Origin of the sequence: Rhizobium nepotum 39/7 (genome assembly GCF_000949865.1) — a bacterium.
In the GTDB taxonomy this organism is placed as follows: Bacteria; Pseudomonadota; Alphaproteobacteria; order Rhizobiales; family Rhizobiaceae; genus Agrobacterium; species Agrobacterium nepotum.
The window spans coordinates 209,915-229,231 of record NZ_JWJH01000002.1 but is presented as its reverse complement, the minus strand read 5'-3'; the positions used below and the strand labels follow the sequence as shown (position 1 = coordinate 229,231).

The 19,317-nt window shown below is 60.2% G+C and carries 15 protein-coding genes and 1 pseudogene; 8 read left to right on the top strand and 8 right to left on the bottom strand.

What is annotated here, in order from left to right:
* Positions 1–163: 163 nt before the first annotated feature.
* The gene (gene pepN / locus RS75_RS02695; protein ID WP_045017084.1) at positions 164–2,812 is read right to left on the bottom strand and encodes an aminopeptidase N; all 2,649 of its coding nucleotides are present in this window, start codon (positions 2,810–2,812) and stop codon (positions 164–166) included.
* 433 nt (positions 2,813–3,245) lie between these two features.
* On the opposite strand from pepN, the gene RS75_RS02690 reads away from it, so the two are divergent.
* Positions 3,246–4,184 carry a DMT family transporter gene (locus RS75_RS02690; RefSeq protein ID WP_045017326.1) on the top strand — a complete coding sequence of 313 codons (939 nt, stop codon included), beginning with the start codon at positions 3,246–3,248 and terminating at the stop codon, positions 4,182–4,184.
* A 186-nt stretch (positions 4,185–4,370) separates the two neighbouring features.
* Here RS75_RS02690 and RS75_RS02685 read toward each other — a convergent pair whose 3' ends face one another.
* The 3 genes from RS75_RS02685 to RS75_RS02675 all read right to left on the bottom strand — a co-directional run bounded on the left by RS75_RS02685 (position 4,371) and on the right by RS75_RS02675 (position 6,958).
* On the bottom strand, positions 4,371–4,562 hold the full coding sequence (locus RS75_RS02685) for a hypothetical protein (RefSeq protein ID WP_003497027.1): 192 nt from the start codon (positions 4,560–4,562) through the stop codon (positions 4,371–4,373).
* A gap of 151 nt (positions 4,563–4,713) precedes the next feature.
* Positions 4,714–5,616 carry a uracil-DNA glycosylase gene (locus tag RS75_RS02680; RefSeq protein ID WP_045017082.1) on the bottom strand — a complete coding sequence of 301 codons (903 nt, stop codon included), beginning with the start codon at positions 5,614–5,616 and terminating at the stop codon, positions 4,714–4,716.
* Between the two features lie 43 nt (positions 5,617–5,659).
* On the bottom strand, positions 5,660–6,958 hold the full coding sequence (locus tag RS75_RS02675) for an Hsp70 family protein (protein ID WP_045017323.1): 1,299 nt from the start codon (positions 6,956–6,958) through the stop codon (positions 5,660–5,662).
* Positions 6,959–7,258: 300 nt separating this feature from the next.
* On the opposite strand from RS75_RS02675, the gene RS75_RS02670 reads away from it, so the two are divergent.
* Positions 7,259–8,236 carry a sensor domain-containing diguanylate cyclase gene (locus RS75_RS02670; RefSeq protein ID WP_045017081.1) on the top strand — a complete coding sequence of 326 codons (978 nt, stop codon included), beginning with the start codon at positions 7,259–7,261 and terminating at the stop codon, positions 8,234–8,236.
* A gap of 13 nt (positions 8,237–8,249) precedes the next feature.
* Here RS75_RS02670 and RS75_RS02665 read toward each other — a convergent pair whose 3' ends face one another.
* Positions 8,250–9,038, bottom strand: coding sequence for an SDR family oxidoreductase (locus RS75_RS02665; RefSeq protein WP_045017080.1), 789 nt, complete (start codon positions 9,036–9,038; stop codon positions 8,250–8,252).
* A gap of 143 nt (positions 9,039–9,181) precedes the next feature.
* On the opposite strand from RS75_RS02665, the pseudogene RS75_RS02660 reads away from it, so the two are divergent.
* The 4 genes and pseudogenes from RS75_RS02660 (at position 9,182) to RS75_RS02645 (ending at position 13,754) form a co-directional block, all read left to right on the top strand.
* Positions 9,182–10,094, top strand: a pseudogene (locus tag RS75_RS02660) (cation diffusion facilitator family transporter).
* A 121-nt stretch (positions 10,095–10,215) separates the two neighbouring features.
* Complete coding sequence (locus RS75_RS02655) at positions 10,216–10,653, top strand: GNAT family N-acetyltransferase (protein ID WP_045017079.1); 438 nt, start codon at positions 10,216–10,218, stop codon at positions 10,651–10,653.
* Positions 10,654–11,024: 371 nt separating this feature from the next.
* Positions 11,025–12,689: an electron transfer flavoprotein-ubiquinone oxidoreductase gene (locus RS75_RS02650; RefSeq protein ID WP_045017078.1), complete on the top strand. Its 1,665-nt coding sequence runs from the start codon at positions 11,025–11,027 to the stop codon at positions 12,687–12,689.
* A gap of 324 nt (positions 12,690–13,013) precedes the next feature.
* Positions 13,014–13,754: a pentapeptide repeat-containing protein gene (locus RS75_RS02645; RefSeq protein WP_045017076.1), complete on the top strand. Its 741-nt coding sequence runs from the start codon at positions 13,014–13,016 to the stop codon at positions 13,752–13,754.
* 97 nt (positions 13,755–13,851) lie between these two features.
* Here the strand turns inward: RS75_RS02645 and RS75_RS02640 are convergent, their stop codons facing one another.
* Positions 13,852–14,868, bottom strand: coding sequence for a zinc-binding alcohol dehydrogenase family protein (locus RS75_RS02640; protein WP_045017075.1), 1,017 nt, complete (start codon positions 14,866–14,868; stop codon positions 13,852–13,854).
* 103 nt (positions 14,869–14,971) lie between these two features.
* Here RS75_RS02640 and RS75_RS02635 point away from each other — a divergent pair, with 103 nt between their 5' ends.
* Positions 14,972–15,361: a winged helix-turn-helix transcriptional regulator gene (locus RS75_RS02635; RefSeq protein ID WP_045017074.1), complete on the top strand. Its 390-nt coding sequence runs from the start codon at positions 14,972–14,974 to the stop codon at positions 15,359–15,361.
* A gap of 120 nt (positions 15,362–15,481) precedes the next feature.
* On the top strand, positions 15,482–16,318 hold the full coding sequence (locus RS75_RS02630; RefSeq protein ID WP_045017073.1) for an undecaprenyl-diphosphate phosphatase: 837 nt from the start codon (positions 15,482–15,484) through the stop codon (positions 16,316–16,318).
* A 68-nt stretch (positions 16,319–16,386) separates the two neighbouring features.
* Here the strand turns inward: RS75_RS02630 and mgtE are convergent, their stop codons facing one another.
* Together mgtE and RS75_RS02620 are read right to left on the bottom strand one after the other, a co-directional pair.
* Entirely contained in the window at positions 16,387–17,760 is a 1,374-nt protein-coding gene (gene mgtE / locus RS75_RS02625; protein ID WP_045017072.1) for a magnesium transporter, read from the bottom strand.
* Between the two features lie 286 nt (positions 17,761–18,046).
* Entirely contained in the window at positions 18,047–19,291 is a 1,245-nt protein-coding gene (locus RS75_RS02620) for an MFS transporter (RefSeq protein WP_045017070.1), read from the bottom strand.
* Positions 19,292–19,317 lie beyond the last annotated feature (26 nt).

Sequence of the window (19,317 nt, the reverse complement as noted above, 5' to 3'; positions counted from 1 at the left end):
CAGTGATTCGAAGCGCCGCCGCTCGAATATACGTAGTGAATCAAATGCGATTCGCCGTGTCCAGAGGCAATAGTTAAAAGAATTTTAACCCCTTGAACCGACTCCGTATTTTTTCGGGACAGGTCCGACAGTCCGTTTCGAACTGCCGGAAAAGTGAAGGAAATCAGCCCTTCAGGATGCGCCCGACAATGTCGCTGACATCCGTTGAAAGGCCTTTTGCGTCGGCGATCGTCGAAAGTGCGGCCTTGGCATGTTCAGCGCGGCTTGCCTCCAGCGACCGCCAGGAGCGCATGGAGGTAAGAATGCGGGCGGCAAGCTGCGGATTGCGCTTGTCGATGGCGACGATCTGCTCCGCAAGGAACCGATAGGCCTCCCCGTCGGCACGGTGGAAACCGGTGGGGTTGGAGAAGGCGAGCGTGCCCACCAGAGAACGCACCCGGTTCGGATTGGTGGCGACGAAATGTTTCGATTTCATCAGCGCCTTGATGCGGTCCAGTGCGCCGTCACCCGGAATGGCGGCTTGCAGCGAGAACCACTTGTCGAGCACCAGCGCATTGTCGGCAAAGCGCGTTTCGAAGGCGGCGAGCGCTTCTTTCGTCTCGGTGCTATCGGGGAAACGCTGGGTCAACACGCCTAACGCATGCGCAAGATCGGTCATGTTGGTGGCGTCGGCATAGGCCTTTGCCGCCCGCAGCGGTGTTCCTTCCGCAAAGGCGAGATAGTTGAGCGCACCGTTGCGCAGCGAGCGACGTCCGGCACTGGCGGCATCCGGGCTATAGGCCTCGCCGTCAGCCGTGTCGTCCGCAAGCTGTCTGAAGGTTTCCAGTCCAGCCGTCGCAATCGCCTTGATCGTGGCATTGCGCGCCTTGTGAATGGCGTCGGGATCGTAGCCGCCGCCCAGTTCCCGGGCAATATCCGTTTCGCTCGGCAGCGCCAGCGCCTGCGCCCGGAAAGCCGGTTCGAGCGTGTCGTCACCGACGATTTCGATCAGCGTCGCGATGAGGTCCGCGTCGATGCGCACTTCCTTGCCGTTCTGGACGGCCTTGGTGGCGGTAATCAGCGTGGGCAAAGCCAGATCGGTGAGCGCCTGGAAGCGGGCGAACATATCCGTCTCGTGCCGGGCGATCTGCACGAGGTCGCTAGCACCCTGTTCGAAGTGCAGGTTGACCGGCGCAGAGAAGCTGCGGTTGATCGACAGCACCGGCCGCGAGGAAATGCCGGTAAAGGAAAATGTCTGGTTGCGTTCGGTCAGGTGCAGCACGCCGTTGCGGTATTCGCCGCCCGTAACTGCCTGCGGTTCGGCGATCTGGCCGTTATCGAGGATCAGCGCCAGCGACAGGGGAATATGCCGAGGCTGTTTCAACGGTTGGCCGGGCGTCGGTGCCACGGTCTGTTCCAGCGTCAGCCTGAAGGTGGCAGTGGCGGCATCGTAACCGGAGGAGACGGAGATGAGCGGCGTTCCGGCCTCGACATACCACAGCGAAAACTGTGACAGGTCGCGGCCGCTGGCATCGGCAAAACTCTTGACGAAATCCTCGACCGTCGCCGCGTCGCCGTCATGACGTTCGAAATAAAGGTCCATGCCCTTCTTGAAGTCGTCTTCCCCAAGGATCGTGGCGATCATGCGGGTGACTTCGGCGCCTTTTTCATAAACGGTCGTCGTGTAGAAATTATTGATTTCGCGGTAGGTATCCGGGCGCGGCGGGTGTGCCAGCGGGCCGGAATCCTCCGGAAACTGTTCCGATTTCAGGTGACGCACATCGGCGATGCGCTTGACCGGGCGCGAGCGCATATCGGCGGAAAATTCCTGGTCGCGATAGACCGTCAGGCCTTCCTTGAGGCAGAGCTGGAACCAGTCGCGGCAGGTGATGCGGTTGCCGGTCCAGTTGTGGAAATATTCATGCGCGATGATGCGCTCGATATTGGCGTAATCCGCGTCGGATGCGGTTTCCGGGTCGGCCAGAACGAATTTGTCGTTGAAGACGTTGAGACCCTTGTTCTCCATCGCGCCCATGTTGAAATCGGACACGGCGACGATCATGAAGATGTCGAGGTCGTATTCGCGGCCGAATCGCTCCTCGTCCCATTTCATCGAACGTTTCAGCGCGTCCATGGCATAGGCCGCGCGCGGCTCCTTGCCGTGCTCGACATAGATCTTCAGCACCACTTCGCGGCCAGAGACGGTGGTGAACGTGTCTTCCACCACGCCGAGATCGCCGGCGACGAGCGCGAACAGATAGCTGGGTTTCGGGTGCGGATCGAACCAGGCGGCGAAATGGCGGCCTTCATCGTAATTGCCGCCGCCGAGGAAATTGCCGTTCGACAGCAGCAGCGGATTGCCTTCCTTGGCGGCGATGATCGTCACCGTATAGGGTGCCAGAACATCCGGCCGGTCCGGGAAATAGGTGATGCGGCGGAAACCTTCCGCCTCGCATTGGGTGCAATAGACGCCATTGGTGCGATAAAGCCCCATCAGCTGCGTGTTGACCTGCGGATTGATGTAATTGGTGATGCAGATCTCGAAGGGGGCCTCCGCCGGCAGGTCGCGGATGGTCAGGCTATCCGGCGTCGCATCATATTGCGCGACGGGAACCTCCATCTGATCGAGCAGCAGGCCTGAAAGCTTCAATTCGTCGCCATCGAGAACGAGCGGCGCCGTCTGGTCCGAGCCTTCCCTGCGGTGAAAGATGAGACGGGCTTCGACCTTGGTATTTCTGGGGTCGAGTTCGAAGGTGAGATCCACCCGCTCCAGAACGAAATCGGTGGGGCGGTAATCCGCCAGGTGAACGATCTGGCCCGTGTCTGTTCGCATGACTATTCCTGAATAACTTTGTCGTTGTCCTCCGGGGCATCATGTCGCCATAAGGCCCGGATGTAAAATAGGTGCAGTATTCGTCACGATCATGTGCGCGTCGGAGGACGTTCTGTCCCACCATGGAAGGCTTTTCCAGCCCCGCAGACGATCCTCCCGCTGCCGGACCTGCGGACCATGTCAGCAAATGTTGAACGATTGCTGAAATTGTATTTTATTTTCTTCAAATTTTAGCAGGTGCGCCTTTGACGGTCGAAAACGGTCCCGCGCCGCAGTCAGATCAACCGAATTCATGGGTGAATAACAATTTTTGATGTAAGCGATTGGTGTAATTGTTCTAGCCTTGCGCTAGTCCAATTCCCCTTAGGTCGTCCTTCCCCCGTGAAAAATTACCCGATGGCGTGTTTGCGCAGCCGATATGAGTAACTGCCCGATGAACGCCGAACCGACAAATCCCTTTCGGGGGATAAGCATGAAGCTGATTTCGGTCGGCTTCTTTCTGGTAATGCAGACCTGTATCAAGGCCTCCGGTCCCGATGTGCCGGCGGGCCAGATCACCTTCTTCCGTTCCGCTTTCGCCATCATTCCCATCGTCGTTTACCTTGCCTGGCTGCATGCGCTGACAAGCGCGCTGCACACCAACAATCTCGTCGGCCATTTCAAGCGCGGTTTTCTCGGCATTCTCTCCATGGCCTGCGGTTTTTACGGGCTGACCCTGCTGCCGCTACCCGAATTCATCGCCATCGGTTACGCCTCGCCGTTACTGGCCGTCGTCTTTGCAGCCTTCATCCTGCGCGAGAAGGTGCGCATCTACCGCTGGAGCGCGGTTTTTGTCGGCATGATGGGCGTGCTGGTGATCCTGTGGCCGAAGCTGACGCTGCTGAGGGAGGGCGGTTTTGCCGCGGGTGAGGGCCTGGGCGCCATTGCTGTGCTTTGCGGCGCGGCACTCGGCGGTCTTGCGATGATCCAGGTGCGGCAACTGGTGGACACGGAAAAAACACCGACCATCGTGCTTTATTTCTCGCTTACCGCCACATTGCTGTCGCTGGTCAGCGTGCCTTTCGGCTGGAGCGACCTGGACGCGAGACAGTCCGTTCTGCTGATCACCAGCGGCATTTGCGGCGGCGTCGCGCAGATCTTCCTGACGGAGAGCTATCGTCATGCGGAGGTCTCCACCATCGCACCCTTCGAATACAGCTCCATCGTGTTTGGGATCGCGGTCGCCTACATCCTGTTCGGAGACATTCCCACTCTCACCATGCTGATCGGTACGGCGATCGTGGTATTCGCAGGCATCTTCATCATTTTCCGTGAACATCAGCTGGGGCTGGCGAGAAGGGCGGCCCGCAAGGCCTCAACGCCGCAGGGGTGATGCTGCGCATGAATGCGCCCAAACGCAACGCGGCATGCGCGGTGTTTGCGGCAAGCCGCGCGGTCTTCGGGCCAAAGCCGCCGTCAAGTCGGCGCATAGCCCTGCAAAAGCAAAAGGCGCCCTCCCGAAGAAAGACGCCAGCGCGCAATCATAGATGTGACCGGTTTTACGCCGGTCTGAGTGTTCTCAGCGCTCGCGGAAATCCGCGAAGACAGCTGCAGGACGTGTGACGCGAACCTGCTGCATGGCAGCGCGTGCGGTCATCTGTTCGTTAGCGGCAGCGCCGAAACGATGGTAACCCTGACTGGAGCGAGGGCCGAGGCCCGCCAGGCGGAGCGTTTCAAAGCCGGAATGTACCGGACGGAAGCGAGTGGTCATTGCCTTGGTTCCTTAAACCGAATTCCTCCCAAGACACGACGGCTTATCGCAGTGCAGCATGGATTCGGCAATGCGGTCAAATGCGGCGCTGTTATGCAAATTGCGCATGGCTTTTTTCATAATTCATTTACACTGAATAAGAATGAGGCAATCAGCCTTCGGACATTTTTGCCCGAAAGGCTAATAAATCCTGCCATGCCAATGACTTGCTGGCAGGTGCGTTCAGAAGTTCCTGCGGATGCAGGCTGGCCAGCGCCGGTAAAACCAGGTGTCCGGCTGCGACATCACGCCACTGTCCACGCAGCGTATGGATCGTTCCGGTGCCGCCGAAGAAGAAACGTGCGGTCAAGTTGCCAAGAAGCAACAGGTGTTTCGGCTCCGCAAGGGCAATCTGCCGCTCAATGAAGGGCCGGCAAATATCCATTTCGGCCTGAGTCGGCGGGCGATTGCCCGGCGGCCGCCAGGGCACGACATTGCCGAGCATGATGCCTGAGCGTTCAAGGCCGATCGCCGCCAGCATACGGTCGAGCAGCAGCCCGGATTTGCCGGCAAAGGGCATGCCCTCGCGGTCGTCATCCGCATCCGGCATGGGGCCGATGACCATGACGGCGGAGGCGGGATCGCCTTCGGTGAATACCGTGTTGCGGGCGCTGTTCTTGAGGTTGCAGCCGCTGAAACCCTCAAGCGCGGTCTTCAGTTCGGAAAGTGACCTCGCGCTCTCTGCCGCAAAACGCGCAGCCGCCACGGCCTGTTCGTCCGGCATGGCGACATTTTGCTGAATTGCGGGGGCAGGCGGCGCGCCTCTCGTCGGCGCAGTGCGGCTTGCCGTCTGCCGCTGGGGAGCATCGGAACGGCGCTCGGGCGCGCCGCCCTCCGTCTGGCGCGCGGGCGCAGAACTTTCCTGTCGCGCTGCGGGCCGGGCCGGGCGGGCGGCGGCAAATTCGGCGAAACGGTCGACCGGTTGCTCTTCCAGCAACCAGTCCACACCCGCATCCGCATGAAAATGCAGAAGCGCGGCGAGTTCGGCCGGGGAAAGGTCGTGAGCGGCGATCATGGGCGGAAATTATCCCATGTTCCCCGCTCGGGGAACCCGTAAATCACGCTGTCCAGCGCTGAATGTCGCCGCTTTCGCCGATCATGGCGAGACCATGGGCAATCGAGAGCAGCTCGCCGCCGGTTTCGATGCGGTCCGCGTCGAAACGGCGGGTGAAAAGCTCCCGCACAGCCGGCACGAAAGAGGTGCCGCCGGTGAGGAACACCTTGTCGATTGCATCAGGTGCGACCTGCGTCTTCTCCAGAACCTCGTCCAGCGCGCCTTCGATCTTGGCAAGGTCATCGGCGATCCAGCTGTTGAAATCGCTGCGCTTGACCATCTTGCGGCCGGCCTTGCCGAGCGGCGCGAAGTTGAATTCCGCCTCCTCAGCCGAAGACAGCGCCATCTTGGTGGCGGAAATCGACTGATAGAGCGGATAACCCTCGTCATGTTCCACCAGATCGATGAAGAGTTCGAGTTTGTCCGGCTCGATCGCCGAGCGCACCAGCGATTTCAGGTCGGTGAATTCCTTGGAGGTCTTGAAGATCGACAGCTGGTTCCAGCGGCCGAAATTCACGTAATAACCGGAAGGCACGTCCAGCACCTTGTCGAAGCTTTTGAACTTGCTGCCCTTGCCGATTTCCGGCGAGACCAGATTGTCGATCATGCGGAAGTCGAAATGATCGCCCGCCACGCCGACGCCGGAATGGCCGATGGGGGTGGCGGAAAGCTTGCCGGCATGGGTCTCGAAGCGGATCAGCGAATAATCGGTGGTGCCGCCGCCGAAATCCGCCACCAGCACGTTGGCGTCCTTTTTCAGGCTCTGGGCGAAATAATAGGCGGCCGCCACCGGCTCGTAGACATAGTGGATGTCCGGAAAACCGGCCCGGGTCAGCGCCTCGTTGTAACGGGCGAGCGCCAGGGTTTCGTTCGGATTGCTGCCGGCGAAACGCACCGGCCGGCCGGCGATGACGGTCGAGACGTCGCTCGGCCATTCCGCGCCCGCATAGGTCTTCAGCTTGCGCAGGAACACGTCCATCAGATCTTCGAAGCTCTGGCGCTTGGCGAAAATCAGCGTGCCCTGAAACAGCGACGAGGCCGCAAAGGTCTTGATCGATTGCAGAAAGCGGCAATCGCCCGCATTGTCGATGAATTGCCGGATGGCGGCGTGGCCCGCTTCCACATGCAGGGCGGCAGCACCGAGGCCGGAATCCTTCATGAAGGAGAGCGCCGTGCGCATGCTGTCATCCGTGCCCGCGCTGCTGGTGAAGCGCATGGAACGGCTGTCGCCGCTGCCGTCGGAAAGAGCCATGACCGTGTTGGTCGTGCCGAAATCGAGGCCCAGTGCCCGCTTTTGCGTCATCGCCATATCCTTGTCGCCGATAGAAATGCTCGCCCGGCCTGAAAAGCGGCCCGGCGTGAAATAAAGGACGCCCTTGGCGTCCCGATGTCAGAGGAGGGCGGTTGATTGCACAAGCCCGATGGAATGGCAAGCGCCGTCTTGAGGTTTATCGTGACATTTGCATGAAGTAATATTCGCAAGGGGATGCAGTCTCGCCGTCCGCATTAAATATTTTTTCGTACACGCTGAGTATAAAGTTGAAATATAGCGCTAAAGAATAGATTTCGTTTTATCGTTTTGCGTTTGTAAACGGAAGCCTCGATGTCCCACAAGCCGGCCCGTTCTGCCCTCGAAGATGCTCCGCCCGAACCAATGGTCCTTGTGCGCGGCGACGCGGATAGCTTCAATCGCCACCTGATGGATCTCATGGAAGCGTCGCAGCAGGGTTATGCCCTTTTCGACGGTGACGACGAGCTGCGTTTCGCCAATACGGCGTTCCGCAACGCGCTCGGCATGGGGCCGGATGACTTTTCAAGCTGGGTGGAACTGATGCGCAGCGGCTACCGCAGCTCCACCGGCACCGCCATCGAAACTTCCGATTTCGAACTATGGCTGCGCTCCGCCAAAACGAGGCGCGGCAAGTTGCCTTTCCGCACCATCGAAACCAGCCTCAATGACGGACGCTGGATATTGACGACGGAAACGACACTGCCGGGCGGCTGGATGTTGTGTGTCATGACCGATATTTCCGAGCTTGGCGTCGAATTGCGCGATCTGCGGCAGGAGCGCGACAGGGCGTTGAAATCGGCGCTGAGCGACGAGCTGACCGGCCTCGGCAACCGCCGTTACGCCATGGATATTCTCAACCAGATGCTTGGACCCAACAAGGCCCAGGCCCTTGCGGTGATCATCATGGATATCGATCACTTCAAGTTGGTGAACGACCGTTTCGGGCATGCGTGCGGCGATCTCGTGCTTAAGGATTTCGCCGCCCGGTTTTCTGCCGCCATCGGCCGCGACGATCTGGCCGGGCGGATCGGCGGCGAGGAGTTCCTGCTGGTGCTCAGTGGTTCGCGAATGCTGAGCGCTGAAAGCGTCGTGCAAAGCCTGCTGTCGTCGCTGACCGAGGCCTCGCCGCTGAAGGATGTGCCCGATTTCCGCTACAGCTGCTCGGCCGGCATCGCCTTCGCAAACCCCGGTGAAAGCGCCAGCGAGGTGCTGCGCCGTGCCGACACGGCGCTTTATGAAGCCAAGAATACCGGCCGAAACCGCTTCGTGATCTACGGAGCGGTCTCTTGATGTCTTTTCGGCGTCAGTTCGATTTTGCCGCGCCGCCATCTACCCTGAGCATCGTGCCGGTGATGTAGCTTGCCGGCACCGAGCAGAGGAAAGCGCCGGCGGCGGCGAATTCTTCAACCGTGCCGAGACGGCCAGCCGGAATGCTCTTGACGGAAGCCTCGCGGATTTCCTCGACGCTTTTACCCAGACGCTTGGCGTTGGCTCCATCCAGCTCGTCGATGCGGTCGGTGTGGATGCGGCCGGGCAGGAGAAGGTTGGAGGTGATGCCGAAACCGGCGACTTCGGAGGACAGCGTCTTGCTCCAGCCGACAAGCGCCCCGCGCAGCGTGTTGGACAGCGCCAGATTGGGGATCGGTTCGAACACGCCGGAGGAGGCGACGGTCAGGATGCGGCCAAAGCCCTGTTCCTTCATCTGCGGCAGCAGCGCGTTGGTAAGCGTGATGACCCGCAGCACCATCGACTGGAAGAAACCCTCCAGCTTCTCCACCGTCATCTCCTGCGCAAGACCCGGTGTCGGGCCGCCGGTATTGTTGACGAGAATATCGATGCCGCCGAGCTTGTCCTTTACGGCCTGAACCATGGCCTCGACGAAATTATCCTCTGCCAGATCACCCCACACCCAGTCGGCCTTGCCTTTGCCGAGTGCGTTGATCGCCTTGCAGTTCGCATCCAGCTTCTCGCCGCTTCTGCCAACGAGAAGGACATGCGCCCCTTCTTTCGCCAGCGCCGTTGCAATGCCCAGCCCAAGGCCGCGTGAAGAGGCGAGAACGAGGGCGCGTTTGCCGGAAATACCGAGATCCATGGGTTTTGTCCTGTCCTGTTTGCACTAGATCGAAGAATGAGAGCGGGATTCCTGGCGAAAATCGCACATATTTTTCGCTATCCCGCTTTGTCTGCCCTGTTTATAGGAAGGTGGCGTCCGCTTTTGAAGGTAAAATACGCGTCATGACGGAACAATCCCTGCTTAAAGTCTCCATCGCCGTTACGGTTCTTCTGGCTGTGGTCGGCATCGGCGCGGGCTTGTTCTCCGGCTCCTTCGCGGTGGTGTTCGATGGCGTTTATGCCCTGACCGACGCTTTCATGACGGTGCTGGCGCTGCTCGTGGCGCGGCTGATCGCCGCCTCTGCGGCGCCCAAGCCCGGCGGCAGGCTGGCGGAACGCTTCACCATGGGTTTCTGGCATCTGGAACCGATGGTGCTCGGCCTCAACGGCACGCTCCTGATGGGAGCTGCGATCTATGCCCTGATCAATGCCATCGACAGCCTGATGGACGGCGGCAGGTCTCGACTACGCCGTCATCGTCACCTTCGTCAGTTTCGCCGTCTCGCTCGCCATGGCATGGTTCGTCAGAGGCCAAAACCGCAGGCTGAAATCCGCCTTCGTGGCGCTGGACGCCAAAAGCTGGCTGATGAGCGCGCTCCTGAGCGTGGCCCTGTTCCTCGCCTTCGCCATCGGTTACGGGCTGACGGGAACGGCGCATCAATGGATCGCTCCCTATATCGACCCCGCCGTGCTGGCGCTGGTCTGCCTCGTCATCATCCCCATGCCGCTCGGCAATGTGAAACAGGCGCTCGGCGACATACTTCTGGTGACGCCGCTGGAGTTCAAACAGCATGTGGATAGTGTGGCGGCGGAAACCGTCGAAAAATTCGGCTTCGCCTCGCATTATTCCTATGTGGCAAGGGTAGGGCGCGGCCGGCAGATCGAACTGTTCTTCATCGTACCAAAGAACTGGCCACCCCGCCGTCTGGAAGAGTGGGACGCCATCCGCGACGAAATCGGCGATGCGCTCGGCGGCGAGGGGACGGATCGGTGGCTGACGATTGTGTTTACGACGGATGAGGAATGGGCGATTTGATGGTGGGGAGAGTGATTGTAGCTAAGTCGGCTTGTGGCCCAGAGCGCACATGCCATGACCCGTCATATTCGTTTCGGATGTAGGTGATATCAGCGACATTCTTAGAAATGCAGGGCACGCAATGACGGTAGAGATTAGGCTTGCTGAACCGGGTGATGTTGCAACCCTATTTCATGTTCGGACCTCGGTGCGGGAGAATCACATCTCCCGAGAGCGTCTTGCCGAGCTTGGCATTAGCGACGATTCAGTCTCTGAGATGATTTCTGCTTCGCCATGCGCTTGGGTTGCTGTAGTGAGCGATGAAATCGTTGGTTTTTCAATGATCGATGTGGCTGACGCTTCTCTTTTTGCCGCGTTCGTTCTCCCTGCGCACGAGGGAAAGGGTTTGGGCACCCAACTCGTGCTAGTCGCGGAAAGCGAGCTATTCAAACGCCATTCCGAGATTTGGCTTGAAACGGACAGGGACAGCCGTGCGGCAGGCTTTTACAGGCATCTCGGTTGGGGCAACGAGCGTGAGGCCAAGAGCAGCCAAATCCGGCTTACCAAGACAAGGCCTTGATGTCGCCTTTTGGCGCAAAACGGAAGCGTCGTCATTGATGAAGCTAGCCGAATGGGCGTTTCAGTTGCGGCGATAAACGCAAGAGCGGCGCAAATGCTGACTACCCTTGACGCCTACACTTCCAGTTCTTATTCTTTGTATTACGTGCACGTAAAAGTAATAAAATACTCATCAGGTTGTCCGACAATTGAGTGGCATGCGACATGTTTTGCCGCTATGGAAGCTCGACAAAGGCGTTTCGCTTTGCGAAGACAGACGATGTGAACGCCTTGTTACAGACGGGCTTTTTGCCCGGTGCGGACAATGCGGCGCGAATGCCGGAAAGCGGATATAACTACAGCCGGAAGGGACCGGCGATGTGAGAGGATAAGATGACGGAAGCGATGGAACTGCCGGAACGCGAAGCGATGGAATTCGACGTTGTTATCGTCGGTGCTGGTCCTGCGGGTCTTGCCGCCGCGATCCGTCTGAAGCAGGTCGAGCCGGAGCTTTCGGTCGTCGTACTCGAAAAAGGTGCCGAAGTCGGCGCGCATATTCTCTCAGGTGCCGTGGTCGATCCCATCGGCATCGACCGGCTGCTGCCGGGCTGGCGTGAGGAGGAGGCGCATCCCTTCAAGACCGAGGTCACGGACGACCAGTTCATGTTCTTGGGCCCTGCCGGCTCCATCCGCCTGCCGAACTTCATGATGCCGCCCTTGATGAACAATCACGGCAATTACATCGTCTCGCTGGGGCTGGTCTGTCGCTGGCTGGCGGAAAAGGCGGAAGCGCTCGGCGTCGAGATCTATCCGGGCTTTGCCGCCACCGAAGTGCTCTATAATGACGAAGGTGCTGTGATCGGCGTCGCCACCGGCGATATGGGCATCGAGAAGAACGGCGAGCCGGGTCCGGCCTTCACCCGCGGCATGGAGCTGCACGGTAAATATGTGCTGATCGGCGAAGGCGTGCGCGGTTCGCTCGCCAAGCAGCTGATCTCCAGATTCGACCTCTCGAAAGATCGCGAGCCGCAGAAATTCGGCATCGGCATCAAGGAACTGTGGCAGGTCAAGCCGGAACACCACAAACAGGGCCTGGTGCAGCACTCCTTCGGCTGGCCGCTCGGCTTCAAGACCGGTGGCGGCTCGTTCCTCTACCATCTGGAGGACAATCTTGTTGCCGTCGGCTTCGTGGTTCACCTCAATTACAAGAACCCCTATCTTTATCCTTTCGAGGAATTCCAGCGCTTCAAGACGCATCCGGCCATCCGCGACACTTTCGAGGGCGGCAAGCGTATCTCCTATGGTGCACGCGCCATCACCGAGGGCGGTTACCAGTCCGTGCCGAAGCTGACCTTCCCCGGTGGGGCGCTGATCGGCTGTTCCGCCGGGCTCGTCAACGTTCCGCGTATCAAGGGCAGCCACAATGCGGTGCTGTCGGGCATGTTGGCGGCGGAAAAGATCGCGGCCGCGATTGCCGCCGGCCGCGCCCATGACGAGGTGGCGGAGATCGAGGCGGAATGGCGCGATGGCGACATCGGCCTCGACCTGAAGCGGGTACGCAACGTCAAACCGCTGTGGTCGAAGTTCGGCACGCTTGTTGGAGTCGGCCTTGGCGGTCTCGACATGTGGACCAACCAACTGTTCGGCTTCTCGTTCTTCGGCACGTTGAAACACGGCAAGACCGATGCGCAGAGCCTCGAACCGGCCTCCAAACACAAGCCGATCGCCTATCCGCGGCCGGACGGTGTTCTGACCTTCGACCGGTTGTCGTCGGTGTTCCTGTCCTCCACCAACCATGAGGAGGACCAGCCGGTACATCTTCAGGTGAAGGATATGGAGTTGCAGAAGCGTTCCGAACACGACGTCTATGCCGGCCCTTCGACGCGTTATTGTCCGGCAGGCGTTTATGAGTGGGTGGAAAAGGACGGCGAGGACGTTTTCGTCATCAACGCGCAGAACTGCGTGCACTGCAAGACCTGCGATATCAAGGACCCCAACCAGAACATCAACTGGGTGCCGCCACAGGGTGGCGAGGGGCCGGTTTACGCCAATATGTGAATTTGGTGCCGCCCGCCGACAACCTTCGCCATGCTCGGGCCTGTCCCGAGCATCTGCAACCGATTGATTTTACGATACGTGGTTGGATCTTCGGGACGGGCCCGAGGATGACGTCGTGTGCGGGAGGCATCGAAAGCCTCTTCCCCCCTGTATTTGTGGATTGCCCTTCGATTTCTTACATATAGGATGTTGGGGTGTTGTACCGTCGCGTGGCCCATGGAGTGTGGGTCAGGGATGCGGTAACGCCTTGAATGTACATATGGTCCCTGGTTCGGCTCAAAAGCTGTTGCGTTTGCGCCGTTGCCCGGCGGCGGGAGTAAGAGAATGTCCGGCTTTCAAAGGCTGAATATACTGTGGAAGACAGGGTTTGCTACCGGTTTGGCGGCAGGTGTGGCAATCGCAGTTTCGCTCAGCGGTGGCCCCGCCATGGCTGCCAGCTGCCGCGCCGATGCCATGGCCGGCATCGACTGGCGCGAATGCAACAAGCGTCTCCTGATGCTGGGCGGCAGCAATCTCGATTCGGCGATGCTTTACGGGACGGATTTCACCTATACCGACTTGCGCGGCTCGTCGCTGAAGGGCGCCAATCTGGAAAAGGCGAAACTCATCCGCTCGGCTCTGGGAGAGGCGAACCTACAGGGCGCCAATCTGACCAAGGTGGAAGCCTATCGCAGCGATTTTTCGGCCGCCGATGCCACCAACGCCAAATTCAACAATGCGGAAATGCAGCGGGCGAAGTTCGAGAACACCAAGCTTGACGGCACGGATTTCACCAAGGCGGAACTGGGGCGCGCCGATTTCGAGGGTGCAACGCTCAATGGCTCGAAGTTCTCCCTGACCAACCTGTCGCGCGCCCGTTTCGGTGGCGCAAAGCTCGGCGGTCCAGTGGATTTCACCAGCGCCTTCCTGCTGTTGACCCGGATCGAAGGGGTGGATCTTTCCGCGGCGACCGGGCTGGAGCAAAGGCAGATCGATATCGCCTGCGGCGACGCCAAGACCAAATTGCCGAACGGCCTGACGACGCCCGCCTCGTGGCCTTGCCCGGAAGACCCGGACGACGATTGATGGGAAGGGAAAGCCACGCGCGATCTTTCGCGCATGGCTGAGGTAAAAAAGCGCAGCATGGCGGCATCCACGCAAATGCGGATGCCCCGAGCGTCGATCAGAAGCCCGAAAGCACGACCTTGCCCCTGGCCTTGTTGCTCTCGATCAGCGCATGCGCCTTGATCAGATTTGCGGCATTGATGGTGCCGAAAACCTCCGTAAGCGTCGTCTTGATCTTGCCGGCGTCGACAAGTTCGGCGACGTGGTTGAGCAGCCTGTGCTGTTCGATCATATCGGGCGTCTGGAAGACGGCGCGGGCGAACATCATTTCCCAATGGATCGAAACGCATTTGCGTTTGAAGGCCATGATGTCGAAACCGCCGACCGGATCGTCGATCAGCGCAAAACGACCCTGCGGCGCGATGGCCGCCACGCTGTCGGCGGCGTGGATGTCGCTATGGGTGGTCGAGAACACGAATGCCGGTGCGCCGAGACCAAGCGCCTCCACCTGCGGGGCAATCGGCTTGCTGTGATCGACGACATGATGCGCGCCCAGTTCCTTCACCCATTGCATCGTTTCCGGCCGCGAAGCCGTGGCGATGACGGTAAGGTCCGTCAGCGCGCGCAGAAGCTGGATGGCGATCGAACCGACGCCGCCAGCACCACCGATCACCAGAACCGCATTCGCGGCACCCGGAACCGGCTCCTTCACCCGCAATCGGTCGAACAACGTCTCGTAAGCGGTGATCGCGGTCAGCGGTAGTGCTGCGGCCTCCTCGAAATTCAGCGATTTCGGCTTTGCACCGACGATGCGCTCGTCGACCAGATGGAACTCGCTATTGGAGCCGGGACGGTTGATGACGCCAGCGTAAAACACTTCGTCGCCGGGCTTGAACAGCGAGACCCTGTCGCCGACGGCCTTGACCACACCAGCCGCATCGAAGCCCAGCACGCGGACAGCGCCGTTTTCCGGCGCCTGGTTGCGTCGCACCTTGGTATCGACAGGATTGACCGAAACGGCCTTCACCTCCACCAGAATGTCGTGCCCTGTGGCTTCCGGCTGCGGCAGGTCGATGTCGACAAGGGCATCCGTCGCGGTGATTGGCTGGCTCGTCTTGTAACCGATGGCGCGCATGAACAGTCTCCTTTGCTTGTTTGCGTGCCTCTTACTTGATACATATGAACATCGATCGCAAGAATGCACATTTTGTGATGATACATACAAAAAGGATACTGTGATGTCGCGACCGCGCGCCAAGCTTACCGGCAATTTTCCCGGCTGCCCGGTGGAGTCTGCCTTGAGTTTTCTCGACGGCAAGTGGAAGGGCGTGATCCTCTATCATCTCGTCAACGAAGGCACGCTGCGCTTCAACGAACTGCGCCGCCACATTCCAAGCGTCACCCAGCGCATGCTGACCAAGCAGCTGCGGGAGCTGGAAGAGGCGGGCTTGATTTCGCGCACCGTCTTCCCGGTGGTGCCGCCGCGCGTGGATTATGCGCTGACGCCGCTCGGCGAGACCATGAAGCCGGTGATCGCGGCGCTGAAAAGCTGGGGCGACGCCCATGTCGTGTGCAAGAACGGCACGAAATACACCCAGCTTTCGGAGGCTGCGGAGAAAGCGGCCTGAAAAATCACGGGTAAAACCATGCCCGCCCCCGGTCTTTTTTCATGGTGCGCCGCAACACGGATTTGCCCCGTTTGATGCATAATGCTGCGAACTCGATTCGCAGCAGGGACATCAAATCACATGAGCATCGGTTGGTTGGAGGCCGCATTTCTCGGCCTTTTGCAAGGACTTACGGAGTTTCTTCCGATTTCTTCAAGCGCGCATCTGAGGATAGCCGGAGAGTTTCTGCCCTCCGGCGCAGATCCGGGCGCCGCCTTTACCGCTATCACGCAAATCGGTACGGAAGCGGCGGTGCTGGTCTATTTCTGGTCGGATATCATGCGGATCGCCACCGCCTGGCTCCGGCAGAACTTTCGCCTCGGCCCCTATGACAAGGCGGATGCGCGGCTTGGTTGGCTGATCATCGTCGGCTCCGTGCCGATCGTGTTGCTTGGCCTGTTCTTCAAGGACGCCATCGAGCATTCGCTGCGTAACCTCTACATCACCGCCGTCATGCTGATCGTCTTCGGCATCGTCCTTGGCATCGCCGACAGGATCGGTGAAAAGCGCTACAAGCTGAACCAGTTGATCTGGCGGGACGGCATCCTGTTCGGTTTCGCGCAGGCCATGGCGCTCATCCCTGGCGTCTCGCGCTCTGGCGGCACCATCAGCGCCGGCCTGCTTTTAGGCTACACGCGTGAGGCGGCCGCACGTTATTCATTCCTGCTCGCCGTTCCCGCCGTCTTCGGCTCGGGTTTTTACCAGCTGTTCAAAAGCATCGGCGAGGACAATCCGGTCGGCTGGGGACCGACGGGACTCGCGACCCTGATCGCCTTCGTGGTCGGTTACGCCGTGATCGTCGTCTTCCTCAAGCTGGTATCCACCAAGAGCTATATGCCCTTCGTCTGGTACCGCGTCGTCATTGGCGTCATTCTTCTGGGGCTGCTGGGCACGGGCGTCATCAACGCCGGCGGTTGAGCAGCGCTTGCCCGCAAGGACACTCCGCAAATGAAAAGGCCCGCTCTTTCGAGCGGGCCTTTGTGTTTTTAGAGCAGCGTGCCGCTCAAGATCATCAGCGCCACCGAGAAGTAGATGACGAGGCCGCTGACATCCACCAGCGTGGCGACGAAGGGTGCGGATGCGCTGGCGGGATCGAGCCGCAGGCGCTGCAACAGGAAAGGCAGCATGGAGCCGGCCAGCGAGCCGAAGGTGACGATGCCGACAAGGGCGGAAAACACGGTGGCGCCGACCAGCAGCCAGTGCTCGCCGTAATCATAGAAGCCCGCCTGCTGCCAGATGGTCAGACGCAGGAAGCCGATGGCGCCCAGAATGCAGCCGAGCGTGAGACCCGTCGGGATTTCCCGCAGCAGCACCCGCCACCAGTCCGAAAGCTTGAGTTCGCCGAGCGCCAGCGCCCGGATGATGAGCGAGGTGGCCTGCGAACCGGAGTTGCCGCCGGATGACATGATGAGCGGAATGAACAGCGTCAGTACGACAGCCTTTTCCAGCTCGCCTTCGAAGTGCTGCATGGCGCTGGCCGTCAGCATTTCGCCGAGGAACAGGGCGGCAAGCCAGCCGGCGCGCTTGCGGACCATGTCCGGAAAGCCCATTGCCATATAGGGCTTGCCGAGCGCTTCCATACCGCCGAACTTGTGGGCGTCTTCCGTGGTGTCGGCGATCATGGTGTCGATCACGTCATCGACGGTGACGATGCCGAGAATGTGCGAGTGGTCGTCAACGACGGGAAGCGCCAGAAGGTCGTGCTTGCGGATCAGCCGGGCGACATCCTCCTGCGACATCAAGGGGCTGGCACAGACGGTGCCTTCCTTCGATGCGACGGAGAGGATGGAGGCGCCGGCCTCGCCGGTCAGCAGGCGACGCAGCGTCACCACGGTCGAGAGCGTTCCGTCCTGCGCCAGCACATAGATGGCATAGACCGTTTCACGCGACCGCTCGACGATGCGGATGTGCGAAAGGGTCTGTTCCACCGTCCACTCATCAGGCACGCTGACGAATTCCGTGGTCATGATCGAGCCGGCGGTGCGCGGCGGGTAACCCATCAGATGCTGGATGGAGAGCGCGGTCGTGCGGTCCAGCCGGGAAAACAGCTTTGCGCGGGGCTCTTCTGCCATTTCCGCCAGAACGTCGGCGACACGGTCGTCGGACATCAGGTTGACGAAGCGGGCGGCCTGTTCGAGAGGAATGCCGGCAATGATGGCGGCTGCGTCATGCAGTTCCGGCCGGTCGAGAATGGCGACGGCCTTTGCCTGCGGCATGGCAAGGAGCGCGGTTAAGGCAGCGTCGGTATCGAGCGTGTTGAGGTGCTCGACGCGTTCTGCAATGGTCGTGGAGCTGGAGTTTCCGCTGCGGAGAAGACGTGCAGCTTTGCTGGCTCTCTGGGAGAGGGTGTGGAAGTTCATGATTGCTCACCTTTCCGTCGATTCGCCGATTACGGCGAACGCGGTGGTGAGCCGACAGGGGTCGGATCAGTTCCCGTTCGCCGCTTTCGGCAAAGGCAATCGACTACTACTGTCGCTAGACATCAAATGATGCTCCGTTAAAATCCGCGCCGTGCCGGGTTACGGCATGCGCGTGAGGCCGTGTTGCGCCTGAAATGAAAAAGAGTCAAGCGAGCCAAATGTGAAATCTGCGTAAGATTTCACGCAGGTGCCGGAAAGGTTTTTCCGATCGCTGAAAAATCGGCATTCAGCCGGCTTTTGCGCGCCGCTCGACGGTGACGGAAACGAGGAAAACGCCAAGCCCGAGAAGCGAAAGAACCGCGCCCACATAACCGGTGGAGGCATATCCATAGCCCATGGCGATGACCATGCCGCCAAGCCATGCGCCGAGCGCGTTGGCGATGTTGAAGGCGGAATGGTTGGAGGCGGCGGCAAGCGTCTGCGCATCCGCAGCCACATCCATCAGCCGTGTCTGCACGGCGGGGCAGGCGGCAAAACCGCAGCCGATCAGGAAGACGCAGAGGCACAGCATGAACGGATCATGCGCTGTCATGCCGAAGACTACCATGACCACCACGTTGAAGGCCAGCATGCCGCCGATCGTGCCGTTGAGCGAGATATCGGCGAGCCGCGAACCGACCACATTGCCGACATTCATTCCGATGCCGAACAACGCCAGCACCATGGAGACGGTGGAAACCGGCATCATCGCCACATCGGTGGTGGTTTTGGCGATATAGCTGAAAACCGAAAACATGCCGCCGAAACCGACCGAGGCGATGGCGAGCGTCAGCCACACCTGCACGCGGCGGAAAGCGCCGAGTTCACGCCACACGCTGGCACCTTCTTCCACCCTGTCACGCGGCTGGAACAGCCACAGGAGGGCGACGGTCAACAGCCCGATGCCGCCGACCAGCATGAAGGCCGCGCGCCAGGAAAGCATCTGGCCGAAGAAGGTGGCGAGCGGGGTGCCGAGCAGGGTGGCGATGGTGAGGCCGAGCATGACGCGGCCGACGGCGCGGGCGCGTTTGTGGATTGGCGCCATGGAGGCGGCCACCAGCGCTGCAACGCCGAAATAGGCGCCGTGCGGCAGGCCGGTGATGAAGCGCAGCACGGTAAAGCTCAGGAAATCAGGTGCGAGCGCGCTCAAGATATTGCCGAGTGCGAAAAGTCCCATAAGGCCGAGAAGCAATGTGCGCCGCGTCATGCGCGCAGCCAGAACAGCGATGATGGGCGCACCGATGACGACACCCAGCGCATAGGCCGTGATGACGTAACCCGCCTGCGGCACCGTCACGCCATAGGTCGTGGCGACATCCGGCAGCAGGCCCATGATGGCGAATTCGCCGGTGCCGATGCCAAAGCCGCCGGCGGCAAGCGCCAGTTCGATCAGAGCGACGGCAAGCGGCGACAGGACCACAGCCGGCGCTGCCGTGTAAACGGTTTCACTCTCCGCCCCAGAGCGGGCTTCCGACATATTCGACTGGCTCATTGCTACCTGAGAAGGGGGAGGACCCC